General features: G+C 43.6%; 25 protein-coding genes. 12 read left to right on the top strand and 13 right to left on the bottom strand.

The window, feature by feature from the left end:
- Positions 1-36 precede the first annotated feature (36 nt).
- From LJ707_RS06690 to LJ707_RS06670, 5 genes are read left to right on the top strand one after another with little or no spacing between them, the layout of a single operon-like run.
- Positions 37-741, top strand: a complete 705-nt coding sequence (locus LJ707_RS06690; protein ID WP_228950038.1) for a nitroreductase — start codon at positions 37-39, stop codon at positions 739-741.
- A gap of 10 nt (positions 742-751) precedes the next feature.
- Positions 752-2,110 carry an NtaA/DmoA family FMN-dependent monooxygenase gene (locus tag LJ707_RS06685; protein ID WP_228950037.1) on the top strand — a complete coding sequence of 453 codons (1,359 nt, stop codon included), beginning with the start codon at positions 752-754 and terminating at the stop codon, positions 2,108-2,110.
- Between the two features lie 2 nt (positions 2,111-2,112).
- The gene (locus LJ707_RS06680; protein WP_228950036.1) at positions 2,113-2,868 is read left to right on the top strand and encodes an NADPH-dependent F420 reductase; all 756 of its coding nucleotides are present in this window, start codon (positions 2,113-2,115) and stop codon (positions 2,866-2,868) included.
- A 22-nt stretch (positions 2,869-2,890) separates the two neighbouring features.
- Positions 2,891-3,313, top strand: coding sequence for an organic hydroperoxide resistance protein (locus LJ707_RS06675; RefSeq protein ID WP_228950035.1), 423 nt, complete (start codon positions 2,891-2,893; stop codon positions 3,311-3,313).
- A 57-nt stretch (positions 3,314-3,370) separates the two neighbouring features.
- Complete coding sequence (locus tag LJ707_RS06670) at positions 3,371-4,279, top strand: NmrA family NAD(P)-binding protein (RefSeq protein WP_228950034.1); 909 nt, start codon at positions 3,371-3,373, stop codon at positions 4,277-4,279.
- A 248-nt stretch (positions 4,280-4,527) separates the two neighbouring features.
- Here LJ707_RS06670 and LJ707_RS06665 read toward each other — a convergent pair whose 3' ends face one another.
- On the bottom strand, positions 4,528-5,265 hold the full coding sequence (locus LJ707_RS06665) for a class I SAM-dependent methyltransferase (protein WP_228950033.1): 738 nt from the start codon (positions 5,263-5,265) through the stop codon (positions 4,528-4,530).
- A 753-nt stretch (positions 5,266-6,018) separates the two neighbouring features.
- Between LJ707_RS06665 and LJ707_RS06660 the strand changes: the two genes are divergently transcribed.
- Positions 6,019-7,830, top strand: coding sequence for a DUF262 domain-containing protein (locus LJ707_RS06660; protein ID WP_228950032.1), 1,812 nt, complete (start codon positions 6,019-6,021; stop codon positions 7,828-7,830).
- A gap of 50 nt (positions 7,831-7,880) precedes the next feature.
- Here the strand turns inward: LJ707_RS06660 and LJ707_RS06655 are convergent, their stop codons facing one another.
- Together LJ707_RS06655 and LJ707_RS06650 are read right to left on the bottom strand one after the other, a co-directional pair.
- Positions 7,881-8,855, bottom strand: coding sequence for a hypothetical protein (locus LJ707_RS06655; protein ID WP_228950031.1), 975 nt, complete (start codon positions 8,853-8,855; stop codon positions 7,881-7,883).
- Positions 8,839-10,746, bottom strand: a complete 1,908-nt coding sequence (locus LJ707_RS06650) for a hypothetical protein (protein ID WP_228950030.1) — start codon at positions 10,744-10,746, stop codon at positions 8,839-8,841. The genes LJ707_RS06655 and LJ707_RS06650 overlap by 17 nt, the downstream gene beginning before the upstream one ends.
- Before the next feature lie 110 nt (positions 10,747-10,856).
- Between LJ707_RS06650 and LJ707_RS06645 the strand changes: the two genes are divergently transcribed.
- On the top strand, positions 10,857-11,264 hold the full coding sequence (locus LJ707_RS06645) for a hypothetical protein (RefSeq protein WP_228950029.1): 408 nt from the start codon (positions 10,857-10,859) through the stop codon (positions 11,262-11,264).
- Between the two features lie 758 nt (positions 11,265-12,022).
- Here the strand turns inward: LJ707_RS06645 and LJ707_RS06640 are convergent.
- The 4 genes from LJ707_RS06640 to LJ707_RS06625 all read right to left on the bottom strand — a co-directional run bounded on the left by LJ707_RS06640 (position 12,023) and on the right by LJ707_RS06625 (position 15,260).
- On the bottom strand, positions 12,023-12,784 hold the full coding sequence (locus LJ707_RS06640; protein WP_228950028.1) for a LytTR family DNA-binding domain-containing protein: 762 nt from the start codon (positions 12,782-12,784) through the stop codon (positions 12,023-12,025).
- The gene (locus tag LJ707_RS06635) at positions 12,765-13,784 is read right to left on the bottom strand and encodes a sensor histidine kinase (RefSeq protein WP_228950027.1); all 1,020 of its coding nucleotides are present in this window, start codon (positions 13,782-13,784) and stop codon (positions 12,765-12,767) included. Before LJ707_RS06635 ends, LJ707_RS06640 begins: the two co-directional genes overlap by 20 nt.
- A 71-nt stretch (positions 13,785-13,855) precedes the next feature.
- Entirely contained in the window at positions 13,856-14,287 is a 432-nt protein-coding gene (locus LJ707_RS06630) for a hypothetical protein (RefSeq protein ID WP_228950026.1), read from the bottom strand.
- A gap of 10 nt (positions 14,288-14,297) precedes the next feature.
- Positions 14,298-15,260 (bottom strand): heme-binding domain-containing protein, encoded by a 963-nt coding sequence (locus LJ707_RS06625; RefSeq protein ID WP_228950025.1) that lies wholly within the window; start codon positions 15,258-15,260, stop codon positions 14,298-14,300.
- A 168-nt stretch (positions 15,261-15,428) separates the two neighbouring features.
- Here LJ707_RS06625 and LJ707_RS06620 point away from each other — a divergent pair, with 168 nt between their 5' ends.
- Positions 15,429-17,033 (top strand): ABC-F family ATP-binding cassette domain-containing protein, encoded by a 1,605-nt coding sequence (locus tag LJ707_RS06620; RefSeq protein WP_228950024.1) that lies wholly within the window; start codon positions 15,429-15,431, stop codon positions 17,031-17,033.
- The gene (locus LJ707_RS06615; protein WP_228950023.1) at positions 17,033-17,620 is read left to right on the top strand and encodes a TetR/AcrR family transcriptional regulator; all 588 of its coding nucleotides are present in this window, start codon (positions 17,033-17,035) and stop codon (positions 17,618-17,620) included. Before LJ707_RS06620 ends, LJ707_RS06615 begins: the two co-directional genes overlap by 1 nt.
- Before the next feature lie 48 nt (positions 17,621-17,668).
- Here LJ707_RS06615 and LJ707_RS06610 read toward each other — a convergent pair whose 3' ends face one another.
- The 4 genes from LJ707_RS06610 to LJ707_RS06595 form a co-directional block, all read right to left on the bottom strand.
- On the bottom strand, positions 17,669-18,109 hold the full coding sequence (locus LJ707_RS06610; RefSeq protein WP_228950022.1) for an organic hydroperoxide resistance protein: 441 nt from the start codon (positions 18,107-18,109) through the stop codon (positions 17,669-17,671).
- A 54-nt stretch (positions 18,110-18,163) separates the two neighbouring features.
- Positions 18,164-19,216, bottom strand: a complete 1,053-nt coding sequence (locus tag LJ707_RS06605) for an alpha/beta fold hydrolase (protein ID WP_228950021.1) — start codon at positions 19,214-19,216, stop codon at positions 18,164-18,166.
- Between the two features lie 41 nt (positions 19,217-19,257).
- Positions 19,258-19,734 carry a DoxX family protein gene (locus tag LJ707_RS06600; RefSeq protein WP_228950020.1) on the bottom strand — a complete coding sequence of 159 codons (477 nt, stop codon included), beginning with the start codon at positions 19,732-19,734 and terminating at the stop codon, positions 19,258-19,260.
- 120 nt (positions 19,735-19,854) lie between these two features.
- Entirely contained in the window at positions 19,855-20,220 is a 366-nt protein-coding gene (locus tag LJ707_RS06595; RefSeq protein ID WP_228950019.1) for a helix-turn-helix domain-containing protein, read from the bottom strand.
- Between the two features lie 74 nt (positions 20,221-20,294).
- Between LJ707_RS06595 and LJ707_RS06590 the strand changes: the two genes are divergently transcribed.
- Positions 20,295-21,035 (top strand): SDR family oxidoreductase, encoded by a 741-nt coding sequence (locus LJ707_RS06590; protein ID WP_228950018.1) that lies wholly within the window; start codon positions 20,295-20,297, stop codon positions 21,033-21,035.
- Positions 21,036-21,165: 130 nt separating this feature from the next.
- On the opposite strand, the gene LJ707_RS06585 is transcribed toward LJ707_RS06590, so the two are convergent.
- Positions 21,166-22,086: an AraC family transcriptional regulator gene (locus LJ707_RS06585; protein WP_228950017.1), complete on the bottom strand. Its 921-nt coding sequence runs from the start codon at positions 22,084-22,086 to the stop codon at positions 21,166-21,168.
- A gap of 9 nt (positions 22,087-22,095) precedes the next feature.
- Positions 22,096-22,905, bottom strand: a complete 810-nt coding sequence (locus LJ707_RS06580) for an SDR family oxidoreductase (RefSeq protein ID WP_228950016.1) — start codon at positions 22,903-22,905, stop codon at positions 22,096-22,098.
- Between the two features lie 281 nt (positions 22,906-23,186).
- On the opposite strand from LJ707_RS06580, the gene LJ707_RS06575 reads away from it, so the two are divergent.
- Both LJ707_RS06575 and LJ707_RS06570 read left to right on the top strand, forming a co-directional pair.
- Positions 23,187-23,981 (top strand): thioredoxin family protein, encoded by a 795-nt coding sequence (locus LJ707_RS06575; RefSeq protein WP_228950015.1) that lies wholly within the window; start codon positions 23,187-23,189, stop codon positions 23,979-23,981.
- Positions 23,982-24,014: 33 nt separating this feature from the next.
- Positions 24,015-24,809: an alpha/beta fold hydrolase gene (locus LJ707_RS06570; protein ID WP_228950014.1), complete on the top strand. Its 795-nt coding sequence runs from the start codon at positions 24,015-24,017 to the stop codon at positions 24,807-24,809.
- Positions 24,810-25,076 lie beyond the last annotated feature (267 nt).

Raw genomic sequence — 25,076 nt, 5'->3', positions numbered from 1 at the left:
AACTTTGTCAATTCATTTCAAATAATAACTGATACGATGGAAACAGCAACATTAAATGAAATTTACCCCGGTACTCAATCATTTAAAGAAATACTTTATACAAGGACGTCCTGCCGTGGCTTTTTAGAAACGCCAGTCTCAGATAATATAATCACCTCGGTACTGGAAGATGCCCAACTAGCACCTTCCAATTGCAATACGCAACCTTGGGAAACGCATATCGTCTCAGGAGACAAGCTGAACGAATTGTCAGAAGCGTTGATTAAGGAAAACAACGCAGGAAGGTTTTCTCCGGATTTTACCTTTGATACGAATGAGTACCATGCCGATCACAAGGAGCGTTACTTTAACCTGGCTGAAACCATGTATGGGGCTTTTGGCGTTGCACGGGAAGATAAAGAAGGTAGAAAAGCAGCTGCTGACCTGAACTATAGATTTTTTAATGCCCCGCATGTGGCCATACCATTTATGCCTTCATTTGGTGATAACGTGCGGGTTGGGGGCGACATAGGGATGTATGGGCAAACTTTCCTCTTATCCCTTACGGCGCATGGCCTGGCCGGCATTCCGCAAACCGCCCTGGGCTTTTTCGCCGGCACCATACGGGAAATATTAAATGTTCCCGACGAAATGAAGATGCTGTTCGGTATCTCATTTGGTTACGCTGACCCCGATGCCCCAGGTAACTCTTTCAAAATGAAGCGCGAACCCATTGCGAAGACGGTCGTTTTTCACAAATAATTGACTGTTAATGATGATAGACGGTCGCCACAAAAAAATGCTCATCGGATTAACGTCGGGCAACGGTTACGGCTTCCAGCCGGGAGCTTGGCGCACGCCCGGTGTTGATCCGGCGAGTTATACCAGTTATGATGCGCGGGTAAAGCATGCGCAGGCAGCGGAACGGGGCAAGTTTCAATTTATCTTTCTGCCGGACGGCCCCTTTACCGATAGCACGTCCCTTTTGGAAACCGAAGCACCCAACTTCAACCTCGATGTAATGATGACCCTGGCTGCAGTGGCACGGGAAACCAAACGCATCGGCTTGGTCGCCACCGGTTCTACCACTTTCAATGCGCCTTATACGCTGGCCAAACAATTCAAGGCACTTGATATCATGAGCCACGGGCGGGCCGGCTGGAATGCCATTACCTCCACCAGTAATGATGTGGCTGCGATCTACGGGCAAACCATTCCTTCCAGCAAAGACCGCTACGGGCGGGCGCACGAAGTCGTTCAGCTCGTCCAAGCATTTTGGGGAAGCTGGGGAAAAGAGGCCTGGGTGCATAACCAGCAAAGCGGACAGTTTGCAAAACACGACGAGATTGCCACTGTGAGTTTTACTGGCAATTACGTAAATGCCAGGGGTACGCTTTATATCCCGCCATCGCAGCAGGGACAGCCCATCGTCTTTCATGCTGGCGGGAGCCCTAACGCGCATGAATTGGCAGGCCGTTTTGCCAATGTAGTTATCGGAGCAGCCTTCACCATCGAAGACGGTATACAGCAACGCAATGCTTTTCGCGAGGCGGCCATAAAATATGGACGCGATCCTGATGAGATCAAGTTCATCGCGGGAATGATGACCACCATCGTTAAAGACCGGCGGACAGCGCTCGACCGCAGGCTACAGTTAATGGGACATTTGATGCCGCAGCGGGTAGCTTACCTCCAGCAAATGCTGGGCATCAGGCTGGACCGGAATAACCTGCATGAACCGCTTTCTAAAGCACAATTGGATGCAGCCCGTCCTTCTCCGTACGACCCGCGATCTGCTAACGCCCTGAAAATTGCAAAAGAAGGCTGGAGCCTGCGGGATATTATTGCGCACGGGATCATTGATTATCATCCCGCGATCGTGGGTCCGGGTGTTGAAGCAGCCGATCATATGCAGGCGTGGTTTGAGGCCGGGGCGTGTGATGGTTTCTGGATCTCGCCAGATATACTCGATGATGGTATCGATGCTTTCGTCGATGAGGTCGTACCCATTTTGCAGGCGCGTGGATTGTTTCATGAAGACTATGAAGGCGCTACACTGCGCGAGCATATCGGTGCACCGGAACAGTATGGGATCGACCCGAGGGTTAAAACAAAAGCTATAAAATACTAAATATGAAAAACATGAAAATAGGAATAATTGGAACCGGTGCCATAGGCAGTATTCTGGCGGAGAGGTTTGCACAGGCAGGGCATCAGGTGAAAGTCACCAATACCAGGGCAATGCCTGAGTTAGAAAAGATAGCCGCCAAATTAGGCGCAACGGCCGCAACCCTGCACGATGTGGTAAAAGACGTAGACGCCATCATCTTCTCAATGCCCTTCGGTGCGTACAAAGACCTGCCAAAGGACTTATTGAAAGAAGTACCGCAGGATGTAGTGGTCATGGATACTTCAAACTATTATCCGTTCAGGGATGGTGAGATCCCGGAACTGGAACAGATCACGGAGAGTGAATACATTTCCGGGATACTCAATCGCCCGCTGGTTAAGGTATTTAATAACATATTGGAGTATACGCTGAAACACCACGGCAAAACAGCCGGTGCGGAAGGAAGAGTGGCCATTTCCATAGCCGGCGATAACCCTGAACATAAAAAAGTGGTCGCTCAACTGGTCGACTTGACAGGTTTTGATACCGTCGATGCCGGAAGTTTAGCTGAATCCTGGAGACAACAGCCGGGTACCCCGGCCTATTGCACGGAACTGAATGAAGCTGAATTAAAACAGGCATTGGGCAATGCTGAAGAAGGGAAAGCGCCTGCAATCCGGGATTTTATTATGGACAACCTTAGAAAAATGGTTTCCTGGCCTACCTACGAAGAAATTTTAGCCGGCAACCGTTTACATGAGATGGGAAGAGGCAAATAAATAACCTTTAAAATAGATAACAATGAAAGTATTATATACAGCAGAAGCCACGGCTACCGGCGGCAGAGATGGCCAGGTAAAAAGTGATAATGGCGTACTAAACCTACAGGTAAGATTACCCAAAGCTATGGGTGGTGCTAATGACAATTACACCAATCCCGAGCAATTATTTGCAGCCGGTTACGCTGCCTGTTTTGACAGTGCACTGAACCATACGATCCGCTTAGAAAAGGTCAAAACCGGTACGACCTCGGTTACTGCAAAGGTTTCCATCGGCCCCTTTGATGGCGGTGCTTTTGGACTGGCGGTAGAACTTGCGGTAAATATCTCGGGGGTGCCCCTTGAAGAGGCACAACGACTTACTGAACGCGCACATCAGGCATGTCCCTATTCCAATGCCACCCGAAATAATATTGAAGTAAAACTGACGACGACAAATAATTAGATCCGGGCTGCTCAAATTGTGCTAATCCAATTATAGATATTATTAAAAATAGATCAAATGGAAAAGAACCAGATTCCAACGGTACTTATTCTAGGCGCCAGCGGTACAATCGGCAAACAACTCGTTTATGAGATGGATGGTAAGCCGGTCAACGTCCGCATCACTTCCCGTAAACAGGAAGTGGTCGATAGGCTTTGCAGCGAAGGAAAAGACTGCAAGTTTCTCGACTTGGACGATCCTCAAACCTTTGCCCTGGCGCTTGCCGGCGTTAATCGCGTATTTCTTTTAACCGGGTACACCGTTGGCATGCTTACGCAAAGTAAAACCCTAGTGGATGCTGCGAAAAAAGCAGGCGTCAGTCATATTGTCCATGTGGGGGTATTTGCCGAGTGGGATACGACCGATGCGCATTTTGCCTGGCACCAGATGATCGAGAAATACATTGAGGCCAGCGGTATTGCCTGGACACACCTTCATCCGAATATGTTCATGGAAGCTCTGACAACTGCTTACCTACCCAAGAATCTGACCTTCACCACCTATTGGGAAGACCGCCGGGTGGGTTATATCGCATCGAGTGATATTGCCGCAGTTGCCGCAGATGTGCTGGTGGGTGGGCCTGAACGGCATGCCGGTGAACATTACTGGATGAGTGTTGAAAGCTATAGCGGAAAAGAGATAGCCCAACTCATGAGTGAAGTGACCGGCTTGGAGATCAAGTGTGAAGAAAAAGGGATTGAAGAGTTCAAACAGCTCATTGAAGATTGGATTTCCAAAGGTGCAGACAGCTGGTACGCAAGCGCGAACATCGAATTTGTAAAGCAAATGCTTGACGGCAGGATGTCGTATATGTCCATGGTTCAAAATGATATACCCTACATTCTCGGCAGGCCTGCAAAAACAGTTAAGGAGTTTTTAGAGGAGAATAAGCATGCGCTGATCGCTTCGGCGACCCAAAATGAATAACTTAATCCATCCAGAGACTGGGCACGAACTAAGGTTACTATCGCAATGCAAGGGATGCCAATCTTTCTAAATCACCTGCAAAGTGGTTCGAGAAGCACCCACCTGCGAGCACTTACTTAACGTCAAAAAGTCTTAAAAGCGAAACTTTTTCTTAAAAGGACTTCTATTTCAGGGCTTTTCTTTTATATCATACTCTCTAACATAGTGGAGATTTCGGAGATATGACTGGATTTTAGCACTCGTAAATATTAACGTTTGCGATATACGTTGATAATTTCCGCTGTTGACTTTTGCGTAGTAGCATCACGCCGAATATCAGCTTTCGTGCGATGGTCTTTAATCTTCATGTCCGTAATGACCTTTTCAGCCCATAATGCCGCCACCTTGCTATTTATTCTCTCATAATCGCGTTCTATATCGGCACGGTATAGTCGTTCAAACTTATTTGTCGGAAACAATGTATCGAGATCGCTTTGCGTGAAAAAATGTTTAAAGTAAGCAAGAGCATCGAAGTTTGCTGGATCGTTTGCGGGATGTTTGGTCGAATGCACACAAATGCTGATAAGTGATCCTGTAATCAGGTGTTGATCGATCTTAGCAATCACCTCTTTACACTCGTCTAATGAGAAAAAATGTAAAATATTGTACATGATGACCATTGCATACGGACCGTTAGGCAGTTGGCTATGCATTAAATCGCCTGTAATTAATTCCCATGCTTTACTGTCGGCACCGGCGATCTCAGCCATACGAGATCGCAACTTCACAAGCTGGGATGGCTCATTATCTATCCCAATCAACCGTCTTTCAGTGATGTCGGCATATCTTATCAAGGGGGAAGTTTGCCCGCAGCCAATGTCAATTATTGCTCCATCTACTAACTGATCTTCGAAATGATAAATAGGATTGAGATCATTATCTATAATATGATCAGTGGATACAAGCTGATCAAAAGCCTTCCAGTATAATTGCATTTGTCTGTCCATATTTAAAAATACCTAAAAACTCGAAATTACCCGCCCTTTTTCCTTTTTCTACAGCCAATTAGTACCATGAAAATTTGGCAGAGATCAGAGATTTTACAACCCTTAAATATTGATTATAAGCGATTTAGTTGCTCGTTTATTGACTACATGGAATGACTGGCTTGTATGAACACTATATGACCAGAAAAAACGAAAGCAGCTACATCTTGATGTAACTGCTTCATCTTTAATGTAGGCTGGAACAGGATCGAACTATAATGAATGGTGCCAAACGCTGCAAATCAGAGGTCAAATGGTTCGAATTTAATCCTATTGGGACTGCCGAATCGGACAAGCTTGAAAAGTCAAGTTTGTCCATTTTTTACCCATAGCTCATTTTTTATAACAAATATTTATTCAGCTGCTTTATTAGTTCTTCCAGTTCGATACTCCGTATTTTCGTATTATATTATTATCGGGAGAATCGAGCTTATTGAATAAACCATACCAAAATGATTCTATCCGGCCACATCTAAACGGTCTCCTTTGCCAGTTGAACGTCACCCTTTTGAGTCAGGAATTGTCACGCACCCTGTCGAAAAGTGAGCATGCTATGCTGGTGGGGTTCATCAGCTGGCTGACAGAATCCAAACTGTTCGAACAGTGTTATCCGTGCTGTTAATCCAATGCGCCAACGGCCGGTCAACTAAATTCCCGCAGGCTTTCCTGAGTTGATTGGATAATGTATTTTGCAGCTTAAACAAACCTTATACAATGGAAATCAAAGCAGATGTTATTTCAATCGAGAAATTAAAAGATTATTTTTTTGTAGTACCTGATTATCAGCGGGAATACGTTTGGACAGGCGATGTTCACGTCGCGCGCTTCTTACAGGACATCTCGGATGAGTTCTCACCGACGGCGCGAAAACAAAGCAATTATTTCATTGGATCGACCATTGTGGTCAAAAGAGAGGACGGCGCTTATGATGTGGTCGATGGCCAGCAACGACTGACAACGATCGTGATCTCGATCTGTGCGATACGTGATGTCCTCAAAAATATGGCTGACCTTGATGAGGAACTGGAGACCGTAAAGGAAGAATTACGCAAGGTGGTCAAGGAGCTCTTGTACAAGTACGATATTGCGACCAAGAAGCATACGCCCCGCCTGGCACTCCAGTATGAGGAAAGCAAAGATTACCTGGTGAAGCTTATTTCTGAAAAGCCTTTTACCGATAAAGCGACGCCATCCATCAAGAAAATGATGGAGGCTTATACAACGGTTCACGATTACCTTATCGAACAAAAGAACACCGACCCGGAAATATTGCTGAATTTTGTCAGTTATTTTCTGGCCAATGTGGAAATGGTTCTGATCAGGCCGGATGATCTTGGCAGTGCGCTGAAGATATTCGAGACCATCAATGAGCGGGGTGTAGGGCTGAACGCGATGGACCTGTTAAAGAACCTGCTTTTCAGCCATGCCAAGGCGGATGAGTTTGAGGTCATCAAGAATACCTGGCGGGAAATGCTCAAAAATCTGGATGAAAGTAAGGAGGGCGACAAGCCGCTTCGGTTCCTGCGTTACTTCCTGATCGCCCGCTATCATAGCCGGGTGATCCGTGAGGACGAGATCTACAAATGGATGATCTCCCCTGAAGGAAAGGAGAAGATAAAGTACCAGGCCAACCCGATCGCTTTTGCCAAGGAGCTGAAAGCGGCAGCCGCGACCTATGCTAAATTTATCAAGGCTACCAATTCATGGGATGCTGATCCTGAATACCCGAGCATCACCGGTATAGGTTATCTGAGCAAGAAGACCTCACGTCAGCATCTGGTGCTCTTAATGGCGCTGCCCGATAATATTCAGGCCGACGTGACCAGGTTACTGGCCAAAAATATCGAAAGCCTTGTTTTCTATTATGCGATTAACCGTACCCTGACCAAATCCTACGAAGCCTTATTCGCTAATTGGGCAAATAAGATACGTATGGTCAGGACAATGGACGACCTTAAAATTTTCTTGAACGCGGAGTTCAACAAGGAACTGTTCGAACAGCAAGAGAAGTTTGACGGGCAGTTCGCGAATAAGGCACAAGGCGATCTTAATCCGCAATACCGCATCAAATATATATTGGGTAAAGCAGAGGAATATATCCGTCAAAAGGTCAATTTCCCGACCGCTAATTTCAATTTCTATCAGAGCCAGCAATTAGAGCATATCCTACCGCAGACAGGGATCAATGTTCCTGCAACTGATTATCCGCAGCCGTATGATTATTCAAATGCAGTTTACAAGTTAGGGAACCTTACCCTGTTGGAAGCACCGATAAATCAAAGTCTGAATTACTCGAATGACATCTCTTCCAATGAATGGTTCGATGTCAAACGAGCGGCCTATCTGAACTCGAATATCTTATTGACAAGGACATTCTCGGAGATACAGATCGGGGAACAGACCAAATTCAACGGTTTTGCCACCGAAACTTTAAGGTCGTTCGGGAACTGGAATGCGGTCACGATCAGCGCGCGGCAAGAAATATTGAAGCGCCTGATCAAAGATATCTGGAAACTGTACGCTTAGTGATAAAAAGGTGTGACCACGTTGGATGGTCACACCTTTTTATACATGCGCTACGGGGTTTGATCTTCTGTTCCCGAAGCTACAGGCAGGATAAAGTCCAGATGCGTGACGATGTCCTTGGTCAGTTTGGCAAGGATACGCTGATCCATATCGGCGATGTTAAAGTAGTTCCCAAAGGCCAGGCGGTATAGTTCTTCGTAGCCACCGATCTGCGGAAAGCTTCTGAACAAGGTCTCAAGATACCGCCCGTCAGACATGTAGAATTTGCGGACCAATTCTGCAACGATGTCCCGATGCCCCTGGTAAATCTCTTTCAATTTGAAGACCTGCACATTGTTATTGAATTGTTCTGCCAACGCGTGGGAATCGTCTACCGTGACCGTGATTTCCATATTCGTGCCCAGCCCTATCGCCGAACGGCTGTCTTTCGCATGGTAGTTGAATTTAACGGCACCATCGAATCCATGCACGTATGGATGTATGTGCTTGTCCATCGAAAACTGTTTCTTATGTTTCAGTGTACTGTTGCATATCTTACAACTCGGTACCAAGTTATAAAAGGAAAGCGCCAGCAAGGGGTGCTTTTCCTGTGAAAAGAAATGGTCGAACTCCGGCCTCGATATGTTGCGGTCGGTCGTGACCACAGTAAAGGTATACTGCCGGTTGCAGTAAGGACAGACACGCACGTCGAGTTTAGCGGCAAGGTCAAAGGCGCAATACGGTTTCGTATTCTTATTACTGAACCTTTTATAATTAAAAATACCTGTCAGCCCCTTGTTGATATTTTTGCAACGGTGCTGGCTACAATAGGTCTTGTACTCTTTGTTAACCTCCAATAACTCGTCAGGGTTGCCTTTCAGGATCCGTTCAATCTCATCAAAAATAAAATCGTGCTGGCAACGGCTGATGGTTTTGCTGAGGAACGAGGCCTCTAGCCTGGCGAGGATGTCTCCCTGCAGTGCATCATAATGCTCCTGGTTGATCCCGTCGAGATCACGAAATTCAGTTTTACTTATTTTGATCATTTTGCTGGCTTTGAATTTCGGCTAACCGTTTTTGCATGAGCTGTATCTTGACCGCAAGCACCTCCTGCTCGATATTCAATCCCATTTTTTGAGCATAGCTTTCTTCCAGTTTTATCCTCAGGATCGGGTCATCGACGAGACCGATGACCTTTTTTACATAGCTGGATGTCAATGTACGGGAGTTATCCTTTTCACCATTAAGCCATTGAAAAAGTTCATCGATGATACTTTTTGAAAAGTTACCGGTAAAGCCGTCCTTAAGATAGAAAGCATCGTACATGATCTCATGAACGTTTGCGCCAAATGAATATTTGGGTGAATCCTTTTCACTGATCACATGCATTTTTCCTTCTTCGTTCTTGGCAAGGTACACCGTATTATATCTGGGTATATCCGATAAAGAAATAGGGGAATGTGTGGTAAAAATCAGCTGCATCTTCGGTTGCCTTTCTACATTCTTCAAACGAACGATCCGTGGCAGGATTTCCATCAATATATTCACATATTCCTTTTGCCACTGCAAATGGAAACCGACCTCTCCCTCATCGAAGAAGAGATACAGGAACTCCGGCGTTCGGAAATTGTTGCTACTGCTGATCTTTCGGTCAATGACGCCGACCGCGTGATCTACACGGGCGAACAAGTCAAGAAATGCCCGCTCGCCCGAACTCATCGTACGCCAGTTGAAATTCAGGAAAGTGTTGGGTGGTTTTCCATATAGTAGCGAACTTAGTCTATCGGTCATAAGGTCGTAGGCGTCCAATATACGTTCGACTTGGACCGGGGTGCAAGAGATCGAGATGTAACCGTTGTTCTCGCTCACATCGTTTACCTTTTTGAACGCCTCCTTTAAAACATTCAAAAAGCCTATAATAGAGTCGGCATCGAAAATGTCGTTCTGGTCCCGAAGGAACCGGGTAATATAATCTTCGAATTTTAGCTGTAATAAGGCTGGGTCATCTGTGGAGAGCGAACTTAAATGGCCCTCTTTCAAAGTTGAATTATTTCTTTCCTGCGTATAAAAAAGGAATTTCCAGAAGTACAAAAGGATATCGACGTAAGCCAATTCTTTTGCGAAAGGGTCGTTTTTCCTGCGCCTTGCACTTTTTTCGAAAGCATGAAATTGGCGGGATTGTATCTTTTCCTTTTCAGACCGCCAAAGGTCAACTCCCATTTTATAAAAAGGGCGGAAGTCATATGAAACGTTATCAATACCATTTCCATCATGATTGATCTCGGAATCAATGAAGACGACCTCAATCATACGCGGGAGCGTGATGTACTGTCGGATCTTCTGTGCATGCTTCTGACTGATGATAAAACGGACCTGCCTCGTGACATTTTTGAATTTATGCATCTGGATCATGTCCAATCCTTTATTGAAGAACTGATCATCATAGTAGTCATAATACATCAATGTATTCGAGGAGACATCGATGATCTGCGTGTCATTCACCCTATAGCGATCCTGGAAATCATAGATCGGATTATAATATATGCCAGCATAGTTAAGGTCAAATTCCTGAAGCTCCAATGGAAAATCAGCACTTAGGTCTTTGATACTGCCGTTTAACAATACCACATTGTTCTTTTCGTCAACAAAAAGCATGAAGCCATAATTTCCAAATGGGGAATGTTCGAGGCCGTTTATTAGGAAATTCATTAGGTTGGTCTTACCTGAGCCATTTTCTCCCACTATAGCGGAAACGTTATCGATCAGGTTGTTGGTTTTCCTTCTGAATAGGTTAGGAACATAATTGCTATTGATTTCCCGGGTCAGTTCGTAACCGTTATCGGTAAGTGCGGTTGAGAAGATATATTGTGACCCAAAGTTTATACCCTGACCATCGATATTGACATCGTCTTCGATAAAACAATAAGCTATCTGCATGCGAAAAGGCTAGAAAAATTAATGAACCATGAATTTATATATTATTTCAATATTAGTGGTATTTAATTTCTTAACAGGACCTGTTATAAAATGGTCTGTTACTAATGTTTATGTCAAGACAATCACCCTTAAGTGAACCGGAAGAGATCGCGCGATTATTCAAGGTCCTCATTTCTGAAGAACTGATCAGCATCCCTGCTGATGGTCGGATCAATATTCCTGATTGCCACGGGGTGTATATCATTTATGACGCTAATAAGCGTGTGGCCCATGTCGGACGATCTATAACAGGAAAAAAGGGACTCAAGCAACGTATCGGAAACCATATTTCGGGGAGATCTTCTTTTATCAGAATCTACCATAATGGCGACCGCTCCATTATGCGATCAGGGTATACGTTGAGATACCTCATCGTAGAGGATATGAGGAAGCGAGCGCTTTTGGAAGCTTTGGCAGCGGGCAAACTATGTCCATTACATTTAGGTGCCAAGGGAACAACTTCAGGGCAACCCTGGTGATGAGCTAATTGGTTCGTCCGATATGCAAATTTCAACTGGCAAAGGAGACATTTTTGATCTAACTAAATAGGTTCATTTTGGTATGGTTTATCCAGCAGGTGCTTCAGTTCAAACTTTGCTATCCAACGTATCTTCAATCTTCTTTGCTTATTCGCCGGTAAGCTTGCGGGCGCGTGAATTTCTCATCACGTTCAATGGTTAATTAAGGATTTACTCTTTTTTCGAAAAGTAAATTTCGGTGAAATATAAAATATCCTTACATTGCTAATAATATAAATTCAATTAAATAAAGGCAAATTATTCGGTTAACGCCACGGTTAACAGATGATTAAGAGAAATTTAACTTGTTGAATATAAGGTTTAAAAATTAAGTCGGCACGGTCCCGTCCATTCCGCTAAAATGGTTACAAAACCTATCTAAAGCGCTTAAATCAATGATTTAGGCGCTTTTTTTATGCCATCAGCGCCCGTTTCATACCAAGAAAAATGACATGTTCGGTTACCTATTCGGTTACCTATTACATTTCACTAATTTTGAGGTAACCGAATAGGTCTTAATTGATTGATTTTGAATGAATTGCAAAGCAAATCAAAATAGTTCAAAACGTATTAATTCGGTTAATCAAAATTTATGGTCTATGAAAAATTCTAACAGCTTTTCGATCCTGATCTGGGCGAACAAAGCAAAATCAGATGTCAATGGCTTGATGGCTGGGCTCGAACCATAGCTAAATATTCGCTCAATCAGACATGAAATTTCAGCGCTCTTCCATCCAGTTCAAAAAACTGTTTGACTTTTCTTTATTGATCAGCAGCTTTTCAGGCGTATCAATTACGAGTTTAACATAAAGCTTGCGCAAAAAATAATGCTCGACCTCTTTAATTGCTTTGAAGTTGACCAGATACTGGCGGTTCACCCGAAAAAATTGCTTTGCTGAAACCGAAGCCGCAATACTATCAAGCGACTGGCTCAGCGCATATTCCTGTCCGTCAAAACACATCAAAGAAGTGGAATCATTACGTATGTAGAAAAAAGCAATATTATCTGTTTGGACCGTGGCGTACTTTTGATTCTTAAAAACCAAAAAGCTCGTTTTGCCGTTTTGCGGACTAAGCCGCTTTAGCAAACTTTCGATATCAGGCGTTGTCTTCTGTTGAAAAAAATTCTTCAGATCATCCACCTTTCGCAAGGCTTCTTTGATGTCATCCTTGGAGAAAGGCTTTAAAACGTAGTCTACACCATTGCTCTTAAATGCCTCCAGCGAATATTCATCAAAAGCCGTACAAAATACTACCGGGCAGGTGATCTTTACTGATTTAAATATTTCGAAAGACAAACCGTCTGCCAGCTGAATATCCATAAATATCAAATCGGGTTGAGTGTTTTCAGAAAGCGCCGCGACTGAATCTTCTACGCTTTGATACTGGCCGGTGATACGGGCATTGGGCTTTATTTCTTTAATGATAGTTTCCAAAGAGCGGGCTGTCCGCAGCTCGTCTTCAATTATTATGATGTTCATAAATAAGTGGCAGTTTTACCTTAAAAATTTTATCGTCGTTTGTAATCTCAATATTCTTATCAAGCAGGTGACTGTAACGTAAACCTATATTTTTCAGTCCGACACCTGTTGAACTCACATCTCCTTTTTTTACCTGCAATACATTTTCTACAATGATGTACTCACCGTCTTCGTAAATGGTGATGTGTAAAGGGCGGCTTAAGGAAACAACATTATGCTTAATGCAATTTTCTATCAATAATTGTAGTGTAAATGGTGGTATAAGGGTCTTCAAAGTTCGTTCGGTAAGCGCTGACGTGAATTTCAAACCTTCCTCAAAGCGGGCCTTTTGCAAAAAAAGATAGGCATTCATAATTTCCATTTCTTCATGCACATGTATCAGGTCAAGCTTACGGCTTTCCAGGGTAAAACGGTAGAAATTGGAAAGCTTGAGGATAAAATCAACCGCTTCTTTGTCGCCCGTTTCTACCATGGCCTTTAAGGTATTCAGGCTGTTAAATAGAAAATGCGGGTTGATCTGCTGTTTCAACAATTCATACTGAGCCGCCAGGTTATCGCTTTTGATCTTGTCTAATTCCATACTGACATGCTGGTTTTCGTAGTTCTGCTGTAAAAGATTTAAAAACATGTAAAATACCAGGTTGATGAGTATACCCCGTACCTCAACCATCAGCATGGTGGGTCCGAAATTGATATGAGACAGTATAAGCTGCTGCACCCATGCCAACGCGAACATTATCACAAGTCCGAATAGCAACGAACTAAGCAATTTGGTGTAAGATATGCTTTGCACGCGTTTACTATCTTTTTTTCGTGATAGCATATAGATATTGAAATACCACATTAACACGGCAAAGGCAGCGGTAATACCGGCGTTGACCGCCGCCTCGGCAACGTTAAACTTATGAGAGGCCAGTTGCGGTACTGATGAAAGCAAACCCAGGGTAACAGCGCTAACCCAGATAGTGGTATGTGATATATGTAGTGGTGATCTTTTCATTAACATTTTATTGATCAGCCAACGGGCTGATAATGAACAAAGCTATTTATTTAGCTCTATTTACTCAACTGCTATGGAAACAGCAAGGCCCGGTGCGAGATAATGCTTTTTATTCTGGCATCGGCATCTCCCGGAACTTGGCCTTGAAGTATCTTATATTTAAAGGCGATGACATTTTTATCTGTAGCGTATGAAGTGATCAGTTCGATACTTTGAACCGCACCATTAATGTAACTGCCATACCAATATTTATTATCTGCCTGCTTAAATGTTACCAATTCAAATAACTCTCCCTTATCTTGTATGCCTGTTTTGGCACTTTGTAAGGCAAGTGCATTACCATACAAAAGGGATATGGTTTGCTGTTTACGGTCAGAAAAAGAGGTGATCACTTTCAGGCCATGAGCGTTGTAAACGATTCTTTTGCGGCCATCATTGTAGGAATTGTTGGCGCATCCGTATGATCCGGCAATTACACATAGTACCATTGCAAATATCTTCATGCGTATCATTTTATTTAAGATCTTTATTTTCTAATGGAATGCTGAATACATACCCCGTTTCATCAGCTATCTTGTGGCAATTGTAGCAGGTGGTGTTGAATGCTGCAGTTTCACCATAAGGTTTAAGACCAGTACCATTAAACTTGCCAAATCCCCAGCCTTTACTCTCAGGGAAACGCTTTTCATCCTTGATCATGATCTGTATGTTGTTAAATGCTCCCGGATGAACTTCACCATTCTTTTCCTCAATGATGTTGTAAACTACTTTGACAATTGCTGCACCATCCGGAAAGGGTTTGATACGCCCATTTCGGATAGCGTTAACGGTTACTTTGTTCCCGTAGATCACGCGCATAGTATGGTTATCAAAGCGGCTGGTCGTACTGATCACTTCCCAGTTTTTGTAATCCGGAATGAACCGGACGCCATTGGGCGCCACCGGTATATTTTTAGAAGTTGTTGATCCGTCTCCCACAACCTTTTGCTCTTCTTCAGCGCTTTTGAGCTGCGTACTATCATGGTATTTTGTCGGGCTGATGCTTACTACATAGTTTTTAAGTACTTCTACATCGTGCTGGGTAAGCTTAGCCGCGAGATGCAGTGTGGTATAACTGTTCAGCGGCATCTTACCTGCAAGTGCCATGTTCACCATTTCCCATAAACGCACTTGCTGATCTGTTGCGCTCAATGTATCAAAGGTGGAAAAGTTGAAGCGCGACCGGCCTTCTTCAACATCATGATTAACCAGCCACGATACCGGAGCTACCTTATCATACCAACTTAGTTTCGTTTCGTTGGAATGACAGTCATAACAGGCCTTCCTGAAAATTTTGGTCACTTCTTCCGGTGCATTTATCGGGTGTGTTGTTTTACCGTTTTGCACCGGAACCTGTATAAACTGTATGGAGATAATTACCACTGACAGTATTCCGGCTATCGGCCAAAGCCTTTTGAGTTTTTTTGAACTTACCATGCTGCGTAATTTTTAACTAAGCTATAGCTCAGCATCATTTTAGACCACCCATATTGGCGCGAAGTGGACATAACAGATCCTGAATTAGACAACCAAGCATCCAAATGTTGTCACTAATTTATTAAACAATTTTGTTAAACAAAAAAGATGACATAAATTTGGATATTTATGAGCATCATTGTCAACTCTGTAAATTATAGTCATACTGACCGAACACTACTCTTTCACGGTATTACATTTTCCATCAACAAGAGTGATAAAGCTGCATTGGTAGGTAATAATGGCGTCGGTAAGTCTACCTTAATGCAAATTGTAGCAGGTGTTGTCGCTCCTACAATAGGCCACGTTATTAGTCCGGCCAGACCATGGTATGTGCCGCAGCATTTAGGCCAATATGATGAGATGACCATTGCCCAGGCTTTAGGTGTTGACTTGAAATTAGCTGCCCTGAAAGCTATAACTGAGGGCAGCGTAGACATTCAACACTTTAACGACCTGAACGATGACTGGGAGATCGAAAATAAATTACACTCAGCTATGGCGGAGTGGCATCTTGAGCACTTATTGCCTTCACAAAGACTGCGTGAATTAAGCGGCGGTGAAAAGACTAAAGTCTTTTTAGCTGGTATCACGCTTCATGACCCTGAAATCATCTTACTTGACGAACCTTCTAACCATTTAGATACAGATAGCCGCGATCAGCTGTACCGGCTTATTGTTAATAGTCGCGCAACAATTCTGGTAATAAGTCACGACCGTGCCTTGCTTAACCTGTTACCGGTAACGCTTGAGCTAAGTTTGGCTGGCGTAGAGGTTTACGGCGGCAACTTTGATTTTTACCGCGTACAGAAAGACTTACAATTAAACGCTCTGGAAAATGACCTGCACGAGCAGACCAAGACCATGAAACAAAGCCAGGCCAAAGCAAGAGAGGTTGCAGAAAAGAGGCAACGGATAGAGAGCCGGGGCAAGGCAGAAGGAAAATCCGGCTCGCTGCCCCGCATTATTGCCGGAGGCCTGAAAAGCCAGGCTCAAGGCAGTACAGCAAAGGCCTTGAACGCACAAAACGAAAAATTGGATCATATCAGCGATAACATCAAACAAATACGCAGTCAAATTCAGCAATATCAGGTTCTCAAAATAGATATTACCTCATCGGGAATGCATGAAGGCAAGGTGTTGGTTGACGCACGGGAGATCACGTATGGATTTGACAAGCATCCTTTATGGGACGCGCTGACGTTTCAAATACGTTCGGGCGACCGAATGCACATCAAAGGTGCTAATGGTGCAGGAAAGACAACTTTACTCAAGATCATTGTCGGGGTGCTGCAACCAACGGACGGGCGACTAGAACGGGCGAATTTCAATTATTTGTACCTCGACCAGGATTACACCATGCTAGATACCGAGAAAAGCGTTTTTGAACAGGTACAGCACTTCAACAGCCGGCAATTGCAGGAGCATGAGCTCAGGTCGCTGTTGATATATGCCCAGTTCGATAATAATGCCTGGAACAAAAAGAGCGGTGTTTTAAGTGGTGGTGAAAAGATGAAGTTGGCATTATGCTGCTTATCCGTATCAGATCATGCGCCTGATATGCTGATCCTGGATGAGCCGACCAATAATCTGGATATTAAAAGCCTGGAAGTACTGACAGCCGCCGTTAAGGATTTCGAAGGAACTTTATTAGTGATCTCACACGACGAGTATTTTGTAAAAGAAATTGTCATAGATAAAATGATAGAACTTAAAAAGTATACTATATTATAATGCCAGCAAAAGATACAGGAACCGAAGAACTTATTAAATCGACCGCAAAAAAGCTGTTCTTCAAAGAAGGAAAACTGCACGCTACCACGCAGGACATCGCTGATGCTGCTGGCATGAACAGGTCGGCTGTCCATTATTATTTCAGAACAAGGGATCAGTTGATCGCTTTGGTCTTTGCTGAATCTATGCAAGCCTTGAGCCTGCTATTGGGAAACGTAATGTCGGCTAAGATGCCTTTTAGGAAAAAAATACAGGGATTGATTGACGTGTTTACAAATGAAATGATGGAATACCCTTTTCAGGAAGTGTTCCTGGTTACCGAGATCAATACTGCCGGGCACGACCTGGTGACAAAAATTGATGAGGGCCCGGTATCGTCCTTTTTGAATGAAATTGAAAAAGAAATGCAGTTGGGGACGATTGAAAAAACAGATCCTAAACATTTTCTGATCAACCTTTTCTCATTACTATCCTACCCAATTATGATGTCGCCCATATACCGGCAATTCTTTGTGATGAATGAACAGCAATTTGATGAACTGATCGCTGAACGCAGGGAATTGATCATGCGAACTATGTTCAAATAAAAAATGCGGATCATTCCATTGATGCGCCTCATTTTTTTGATCGTATGCTTATACAGCTACATTGATCTCCACATTGATATTCCCATGGGTAGCCTTGGAGTACGGACACGTTTGGTGTGCTGCTTCTACCACGGTTTTTGCTTGCTCTGCTGATAAACCGGGTAGCTTCACATTCAGGCGTGCTTGCAGATAAAAACCACCTTCGCCAGTTCCCAAGTCAACTTCTGCATCAACAGCAAGGTCTTTGGGTAGCGGTATTTGCAGGCTCGACGCATTGTGGCGCATGGCCCCGATAAAACACGCTGACCATCCGGCGGCAAATAACTGTTCGGGATTAGTGCCATTGCCGGAACCGCCAGGTGTAGAAAGGCTCACGTTTAAGCGATTATCATTACTGGTAGCATTACCTTCCCTGCCACCTGTAATATGCACTTTAGCGGTGTACAGCACTTTTGTGATGGCTATATTGGCAGTATTTTCACTGCTCACAACATTTTGATTTTCCATTTTATTTAAAGTTTATTCGTGTGTTTTTGTTGAATGTTATTTGGCAAGGCTATCTGCTTCAATAATTGCATTGGCAAATGCTTCCGGTGCCTCCTGCGGCAGGTTATGGCCGATGCCGCCAGTCAGGGTATGATGAATGTATTTGCCGGTAAAGCGCTTTGCATAATCTGCAGGAGCCGGGTGGGGCGCGCCGTTCGCATCGCCTTCCAATGTCACCGTGGGCACGGTAATGGCGGGCGCTAAAGCCAGTTGTTTTTCAAGGGCATCGTATTTTGCTTCGCCTTTAGCAAGCCCAAGCCTCCACCTGTAATTATGAATGACAATGGCCACATGGTCCGGATTATTGAAAGCTGCGGCAGAGCGATTGTAATCGGCATCAGTAAATTTCCAATCGGGTGAAGCGGTCTGCCATATTAACTTGTTGAAGGCTTTAGTATTGGCTGCGTAGCCAGCTTTTCCACGTTCGGTAGCAAAATAATACTGATACCACCAGGCTTGCTCTGCCTTTGGCGGCAGCGGAGCTTTATTACCTTGCTGGCTACCGATAAGGTAACCGCTTACTGACACCAGCGCATTAACACGTTGAGGATATAAGGCTGCGACAATATCCGCAGTACGTGCCCCCCAGTCAAAGCCGCCAAGCGTGGCCTTTTGTATATGCAAGGCATCCATCAAAGCAATCACATCTTCAGCTAAAGCTGCCTGCTGCCCGTTGCGTACTGATTTTGCTGAAAGAAAGGTAGTGCTGCCGTAACCTCTTAAGTATGGTACAATAATATGATACCCCTGTGCTGCAAGTATTGGCGCAACTTGTGCATAGCTGTTAATATCGTATGGCCAGCCGTGCAGTAAAATAACCGGGTTGCCATTTGCCGGTCCAACTTCAGCGTAACCTATATTAAGCACACCAGCCTTTATGTGCTTAATTCTTGCAAAAGCGGTATCAGAAAGGCTTGTTTGCTGTGCAGTGCTTTGATTAGACACAGGTTGTGCCTGTAACAGCTCTGAACTACTTAGCAATATAATGGCTATCATTATGGCAGACGCAATTATAAGAATGCGACGGCTGGTAGGTGTAATCTCTTTCATGGCAATTGATATTTATAGTGTTGCGATTGACGATTGTTCTATTAAACTCTTTCCATATTGTTAACCACTTGTTCTGAACCGGATTTTGTATAGATTGCCGGGTAAAGCTTTCTGAACATGATGTAAGTGATGGAAATGGCTGTAAATGCAACGATGGCGTCAATGGTAGGAGCAAATCCTAATACTGCAAGTTTGGAGAAAAATGCGAAGGTGATGTCGAAAAAGATGCCTGCAAATACCCACTCCTTTAGTCTAAGAAGGCGATTAGGAGTTAACAATACGGCTACGCCTAAAAGTTTAGCTACGCCTAAAATGTAAATGAAGTGTGGCGGATAACCCAGTTTTACGGTGATGTCCCAAACGATTGGGTTTTTAGTCAATTCAAAGAAGCCGCTTGCGCCAAACCAAAGTGAGATAAAGATGGCACCTGACCAATAAATTGTTTTTGATGTTTTTAAGTTCATGACGTTTTGTTTTTGATTGTTGACACAAAGTTGTGGCAAATCAAACCTCGCCATGAGCAGATAATGGTTCAAGCGGACATACTGAAACGCCAGTTAGACATTTACCGATCTGAGCTTAAGACATGGGTAAAAAAAGCCCTTACAAATGGAAAGGCTGCCAGATCTATTTGCATATTAATCTTCCTTTAAACGTTGCCTGTGTTCCTTACCCCATTTGATCATATGTAAAATTATATCTGCAAAGGAATGGCAATAGTCGCTGGGCGAATACTCAACCGTTACCGGGCTGGTAGGTGTAACCGTACGTTTCAACAATTTATTAGCTTCCATATCTTTCAGTTCGCGCGATAACATGCGGGTAGTAATCCCTGGTATGCTTCTTTCAATCTCTCTGAAGCGCCTGTTTCCATTACATATCGAATTGATGATAGGCAGTTTCCACTTGCCGCCTATTACATAAATAGTGTCCTGCAAAGCCTGAATTTCCTCCTTCTGATTTCGGGGTTCCGATAGAACTTCTTTAACTAAATGCTCATCCATGTTGGTATACTCTGTGATACTGGTATCAATATTATACCAAATATAGTATACGTTTGCAGAAAAAAATAGAAATCATGAAAAATTTAGAAGGAAGGGTTGCTGTAGTAACCGGAGGCAATAGCGGTATCGGCTACGCTGCCGCAAAAGAATTAAAAGCACAAGGCGCTCGGGTGATCATCACCGGGCGCAGACAGGAAGCTGTTGAAACCGCTGCCCAACAATTAGGCGTTACAGGCTTAGTGGCCGATCAAGGCAACGTTCACGCGATCGGGCAGTTAGCTGCGACAGTCGGCGAGCAATACGGTAAGATAGATATCCTGTTCATAAATGCAGGGATAGTTGGCGGTGCTTCTATTGAAACAGCTACCGAAGAAGTATTTGATCAGGTCATTAATATTAACTATAAGGGCGCTTACTTCACCCTAAGCAAATTCATTCCATTACTCAATGATGGCGCATCGGTGGTATTCTTGTCATCAAACACAGCCAGTATGCATGGTGCTAATGCATCGGTATATTCGTCAAGCAAGGCAGCATTAAACTCCGTAATGAAAGCTGCTGCTATTGAATTGGCCCCAAGGAAGATCAGGGTCAACTCCGTAAGTCCGGGCCCAACTCAAACAGAAATCTTGAATAAATTAGGTTTGGATGAAGAAGCAAGAAAAAACCTGGATACCTGGATGCTGGAACGTGTTCCTTTAAAGCAGTTTGGTGAAGCAGATGACGTAGCTAAAATGGTTGCGTACTTTTCAAGCGATGCTGCTAAGTTCATTACCGGTGCAGAAATTGTGATGGACGGCGGGATGAGTCTTTAAATATCAGCAACTTCATCATTCAACAGTTTCTACGGTGCTGTGATTACTTTAAAGGGGTGCGACGGTAATTTAATACCGAACACTTTTTATTCTTACATTTCCCGGCCTTCGAGCCGGGTTTTTTATTGAACTAATTGGTGAAAAATTGCGCTTTAAAGGCCACTGGCGTAAGCGCAGTTTTGTTTTTAAACAGCTTATTAAAGGATTGCGGATATTCGAAGCCCAACTCGTAAGCGATTTCTGCGACGGAAAGGTTGGTGTTCGTCAAATATTCTTTCGACTTGTCGATCACTTTTTGATGAATGTGTTGCTGCGCGCTTTGCCCTGTTAAAGACCGCAGCATATCGCTTAAGTAACGTGGTGATAGGTTAAGCTGATCTGCCAGATATTCTACGGTAGGCAAACCACTTTGCAAACCCTGACGGGTGTCCAGATAATGAGTAAGCATCGTTTCCAGTTTGGTAAGCAGATCATGATTAACAGCTTTGCGGGTAACAAATTGCCGTTTGTAAAACCGGTTGCCGTAGTTCAGCAATACCTCTAAATAAGAAACGAGCAGATCCTGGCTAAAATCGTCGATGTTATTGGTGAGTTCCTGGCCGATGTTTTCCAGCACCGATACAATAGTCTCCTTCTCTTTTTCCGATAAGTGCAGCGCTTCATTAGTATCGTAAGAGAAGAAACCATATTTACTGATACTGGTACCCAGCTGATATCCGCGCAAAAAGTCAGGATGAATTAGCAGAGAAAGCCCATAGTATTCCGTATCCTTATCAATGGCTAAAAGCTGATGAGGTGCAGTAAAGATCATACCGCCCTCATCAAAGTCGTAATAGCCCTGCCCATAACCGATCCTGCCGTTCAGCGTGTGCTTGTAAGAGATCTTGTAGAAGTCGAGGATCAAGGTTTCTGGGAAACGTTCCCTCTCAATATTCAACTTGGTATTATCTACCAAACTGATCAGCGGATGGGCAGGACCGGGCAGGCCAACCAGCCGGTGTAATTCCGTGATGCTATGGATCGTTACAGGTGGCTGATTGGACTTTTTCATGTTGCTAATTTAAAACTTTCCGTCGCCAAACACCATACTGCCAAGTTCCTTGCGAAAGGCTTCCGCGCCAATTGCATTTCTTCTTTCATACAACCGTTTAGCGTCTTCGCCAGCCACGTAGCGAATTTGGTCTTTACCGTCTGTTGCCGCTTCATAAACCACGTCAGCGATTTCTTCTGCAGAAGACAGGTTATCCTCTACGAATAAACCAAACACTTTTTGCATAGCTGCTTCATAAGCCGGATGAGTTACCGGATCAAGGGAACGGCCTATAAAGTCCGTTTTAATACCACCTGGGGCTACGGTTTTAACCCCGATATTGAACAGACCTAACTCGAATGACAAACTTTCACTCCATCCTTCCAATGCCCATTTTGTGGCGTGATAAATTGAGTTTAAGGGAAAAGTTAAAAAGCCGCCCATAGAAGTGGTTGTGATAAAAAGGCCGCTTTGTTTTTCCCTGAAATAAGGAATGAAAGCCCTGGTCACCTGTATTACACCCAAAAGGTTGGTATTTAGCTGACGAACCACTTGCTCGTCGCTTACCGCTTCCAATGGGCCGACAAGCCCGTAACCGGCATTGTTAAAAACAACATCAATATCTTGCATGGCAATCGCTTTGCTCACCGTATCGTTAATCTGCCCGGTATTAGTTACGTCCAGCGGAAGCAGGGTGATATTTTCAAGCTGGCGCAGTTCTGTATCTTGATCCGGATTGCGCATGGTTGCGATGACTTTCCAGCCCTTACTTTGAAATAGTTTGGCGGTTACTTTGCCTAATCCTGTTGAGGCGCCTGTGATAAAAATTGTTTTGCTCATTTTTTCTGATTTGATATCACAAAGTTCAGCATTAGAACAGGCTCAAATGTATCCGTATTGAGTTTGTAAGTATCCAAAATAACAGGTTAATGATTCATCTAAATAACATGGTAATCGTTAGATCAGGTTGGTTAAACTCAGTGCATCCTAAAACTGCTAACATCAACTTTCACCTTTTAATTTTCGGGGTTGAGGATCAGTTGTGTCCGGTTCAGCCTTGTTTCACTCTTCCCAGCCACTTTCTGCCCATAGTTTTGAATCAAATCAAAAAGATCAGAATTATGAAAATGATAAAACTTTCAGCCATGTGCGCCGCCATTGTGCTGTTGCTTACTTCGGCTGTGTATGTAAGCCGCCAGAATTCTAATAATAGCAAAGCTTTGAATTTTGATTCGAGCGAGGGTTTTGCCTTGTTAGAGTTGTTTACTTCCGAAGGATGTTCAAGTTGCCCGCCGGCTGAAGAGCTTTTGGAACGCGTTCAAAAAGAAGCAGGCAACAAACCTGTTTATATTTTGGCCTACCATGTAGATTATTGGAACCGGTTGGGCTGGAAAGACATATTCAGCAGACCTGATTTTTCAAAAAGGCAATACTGGTACCATAGCAAGCTCACCAGTCAGGTATATCCACCCCAATTGATAGTGAATGGCAAGCAGGAGTTTGTAGGTTCAGATGAAAGAGCAATTAGAAATTCATTATCTACTGCACTAAATGAAAAAGCAGGTACTGCGTTAAACTTAAGGGCGCTACAAAAACCTCAAGGCATTAACATTCACTATCAGTTAGCCGGTCAGCCGACAAAAGGTCAATTGGTTGTTGCCTTAGTACAAAAACATGCGGTAAACAAAGTTAGAGCCGGTGAAAACGAAGGTCGAACCCTTAATCATGCTCAGATAGTACGGCAGTTACATACATTTTCTTTAGGCCCCCAAGGACAAGGCGACGAGACAATTGCTTTGCCGAAGGAATTTCATTCACAAAATTTCGAGCTTATCGGCTTTATACAGAACCCGGATACAGGCGAAATATTAGCCGCTGCCAAAACATCTGTTTCTTCACCTTCTGCTAATCTATAACTCATGTTCAACTATTAAAACATTTATAAAATCATGAAAACATCAATTAAATCTTCAGAAAACCTCCGCTTATTAGTTTTTACTATTTTGTTTATTGCATCACTTGTAAGCTTAGGAACCCATGTAGCGAATGCACAACCCAAGAGGATAAAAAACATTGTATTAGTGCATGGTGCCTTTGCTGACGGCTCAGGCTGGAAACCGGTTTATGATATTCTCGTAAAAAAAGGATATAACGTAAGTATTGTACAAAATCCTTTAATCTCATTAAAAGCAGATGTTGATGCTACCAACAGCGTAATTGATCGTCAAGATGGAAAGGTGATTTTAGTGGGCCATTCCTGGGGTGGAACCGTAATCACAGAAGCCGGCGTAAATGAAAAGGTAGCTGCATTAGTATACGTTGCTGCTTTTATGCCCGATAAAGGAGAGACAACAGGAAAGTGGGTAGCCGCGGCACCAGCTTCACCTGATGCCGGTTTCACTACGCCTGATCAGTACAGTTATGTTTACTTCGATCCAGCTAAATTTCATGGGGGATTTGCCGGTGACTTAAGCAAAGCACAAAGCGACTTTATGAATGCTTCGCAAGTGCCAATTATTGGCAAATGCTTTGAAGAACCCGTGCATAATGTAGCCTGGAAAAGCAAGCCGAGTTATGGTATTATCGCGACACAGGATAAAGCTTTGAACCCATCCACAGAACGAGCAATGTATGAACGTGCTAAGGCTAAGATCACCGAAATTAAAGGCAGCCATGTGATTTTTATGTCGCAACCTGAAGCAGTTGCAAAAATTATAGTAGCCGCAACAGAAAGTTCACAATAAGGATAGCCGAATATGCACCATGCATTCACTAATAGCTCAAAAAACATGTTCATTTTTTGCAGTGAAACGGCGATTTGGGGAATGAAGTCAGTATAGCCAAGGTGATGATAATTTAGGTCTCTAAAAACTATATAGTATAGATCACGAACCGCGCCTAAGCAGCTTGAAGGAGAATCGAACTATTTAAATTCAGGTAAGCAATGTTAAATCTTTCACCAAGTGGTTCGAGTTTAGCCCCAAGAGGACTAAACTCGAACCATTAAATTA

The sequence above is a fragment of the Mucilaginibacter sp. UR6-1 genome, assembly GCF_020880975.1.
Lineage (GTDB): Bacteria > Bacteroidota > Bacteroidia > Sphingobacteriales > Sphingobacteriaceae > Mucilaginibacter.
This window is presented reverse-complemented; position numbering and strand designations above follow the sequence as displayed.

Excerpts from the sequence above, each read along its gene's own strand:
- LJ707_RS06690 (WP_228950038.1), top strand. The coding sequence starts at position 37 with ATGGAAACAGCAACATTAAATGAAATTTACCCCGGTACTCAATCATTT.
- LJ707_RS06685 (WP_228950037.1), top strand. The coding sequence starts at position 752 with ATGATGATAGACGGTCGCCACAAAAAAATGCTCATCGGATTAACGTCG.
- LJ707_RS06680 (WP_228950036.1), top strand. The coding sequence starts at position 2,113 with ATGAAAAACATGAAAATAGGAATAATTGGAACCGGTGCCATAGGCAGT.
- LJ707_RS06675 (WP_228950035.1), top strand. The coding sequence starts at position 2,891 with ATGAAAGTATTATATACAGCAGAAGCCACGGCTACCGGCGGCAGAGAT.
- LJ707_RS06670 (WP_228950034.1), top strand. The coding sequence starts at position 3,371 with ATGGAAAAGAACCAGATTCCAACGGTACTTATTCTAGGCGCCAGCGGT.
- LJ707_RS06665 (WP_228950033.1), bottom strand. The coding sequence starts at position 5,265 with ATGGACAGACAAATGCAATTATACTGGAAGGCTTTTGATCAGCTTGTA.
- LJ707_RS06660 (WP_228950032.1), top strand. The coding sequence starts at position 6,019 with ATGGAAATCAAAGCAGATGTTATTTCAATCGAGAAATTAAAAGATTAT.
- LJ707_RS06655 (WP_228950031.1), bottom strand. The coding sequence starts at position 8,855 with ATGATCAAAATAAGTAAAACTGAATTTCGTGATCTCGACGGGATCAAC.
- LJ707_RS06650 (WP_228950030.1), bottom strand. The coding sequence starts at position 10,746 with ATGCAGATAGCTTATTGTTTTATCGAAGACGATGTCAATATCGATGGT.
- LJ707_RS06645 (WP_228950029.1), top strand. The coding sequence starts at position 10,857 with ATGTCAAGACAATCACCCTTAAGTGAACCGGAAGAGATCGCGCGATTA.
- LJ707_RS06640 (WP_228950028.1), bottom strand. The coding sequence starts at position 12,784 with ATGAACATCATAATAATTGAAGACGAGCTGCGGACAGCCCGCTCTTTG.
- LJ707_RS06635 (WP_228950027.1), bottom strand. The coding sequence starts at position 13,784 with ATGAAAAGATCACCACTACATATATCACATACCACTATCTGGGTTAGC.
- LJ707_RS06630 (WP_228950026.1), bottom strand. The coding sequence starts at position 14,287 with ATGAAGATATTTGCAATGGTACTATGTGTAATTGCCGGATCATACGGA.
- LJ707_RS06625 (WP_228950025.1), bottom strand. The coding sequence starts at position 15,260 with ATGGTAAGTTCAAAAAAACTCAAAAGGCTTTGGCCGATAGCCGGAATA.
- LJ707_RS06620 (WP_228950024.1), top strand. The coding sequence starts at position 15,429 with ATGAGCATCATTGTCAACTCTGTAAATTATAGTCATACTGACCGAACA.
- LJ707_RS06615 (WP_228950023.1), top strand. The coding sequence starts at position 17,033 with ATGCCAGCAAAAGATACAGGAACCGAAGAACTTATTAAATCGACCGCA.
- LJ707_RS06605 (WP_228950021.1), bottom strand. The coding sequence starts at position 19,216 with ATGAAAGAGATTACACCTACCAGCCGTCGCATTCTTATAATTGCGTCT.
- LJ707_RS06600 (WP_228950020.1), bottom strand. The coding sequence starts at position 19,734 with ATGGCGAGGTTTGATTTGCCACAACTTTGTGTCAACAATCAAAAACAA.
- LJ707_RS06595 (WP_228950019.1), bottom strand. The coding sequence starts at position 20,220 with ATGGATGAGCATTTAGTTAAAGAAGTTCTATCGGAACCCCGAAATCAG.
- LJ707_RS06590 (WP_228950018.1), top strand. The coding sequence starts at position 20,295 with ATGAAAAATTTAGAAGGAAGGGTTGCTGTAGTAACCGGAGGCAATAGC.
- LJ707_RS06585 (WP_228950017.1), bottom strand. The coding sequence starts at position 22,086 with ATGAAAAAGTCCAATCAGCCACCTGTAACGATCCATAGCATCACGGAA.
- LJ707_RS06580 (WP_228950016.1), bottom strand. The coding sequence starts at position 22,905 with ATGAGCAAAACAATTTTTATCACAGGCGCCTCAACAGGATTAGGCAAA.
- LJ707_RS06575 (WP_228950015.1), top strand. The coding sequence starts at position 23,187 with ATGAAAATGATAAAACTTTCAGCCATGTGCGCCGCCATTGTGCTGTTG.
- LJ707_RS06570 (WP_228950014.1), top strand. The coding sequence starts at position 24,015 with ATGAAAACATCAATTAAATCTTCAGAAAACCTCCGCTTATTAGTTTTT.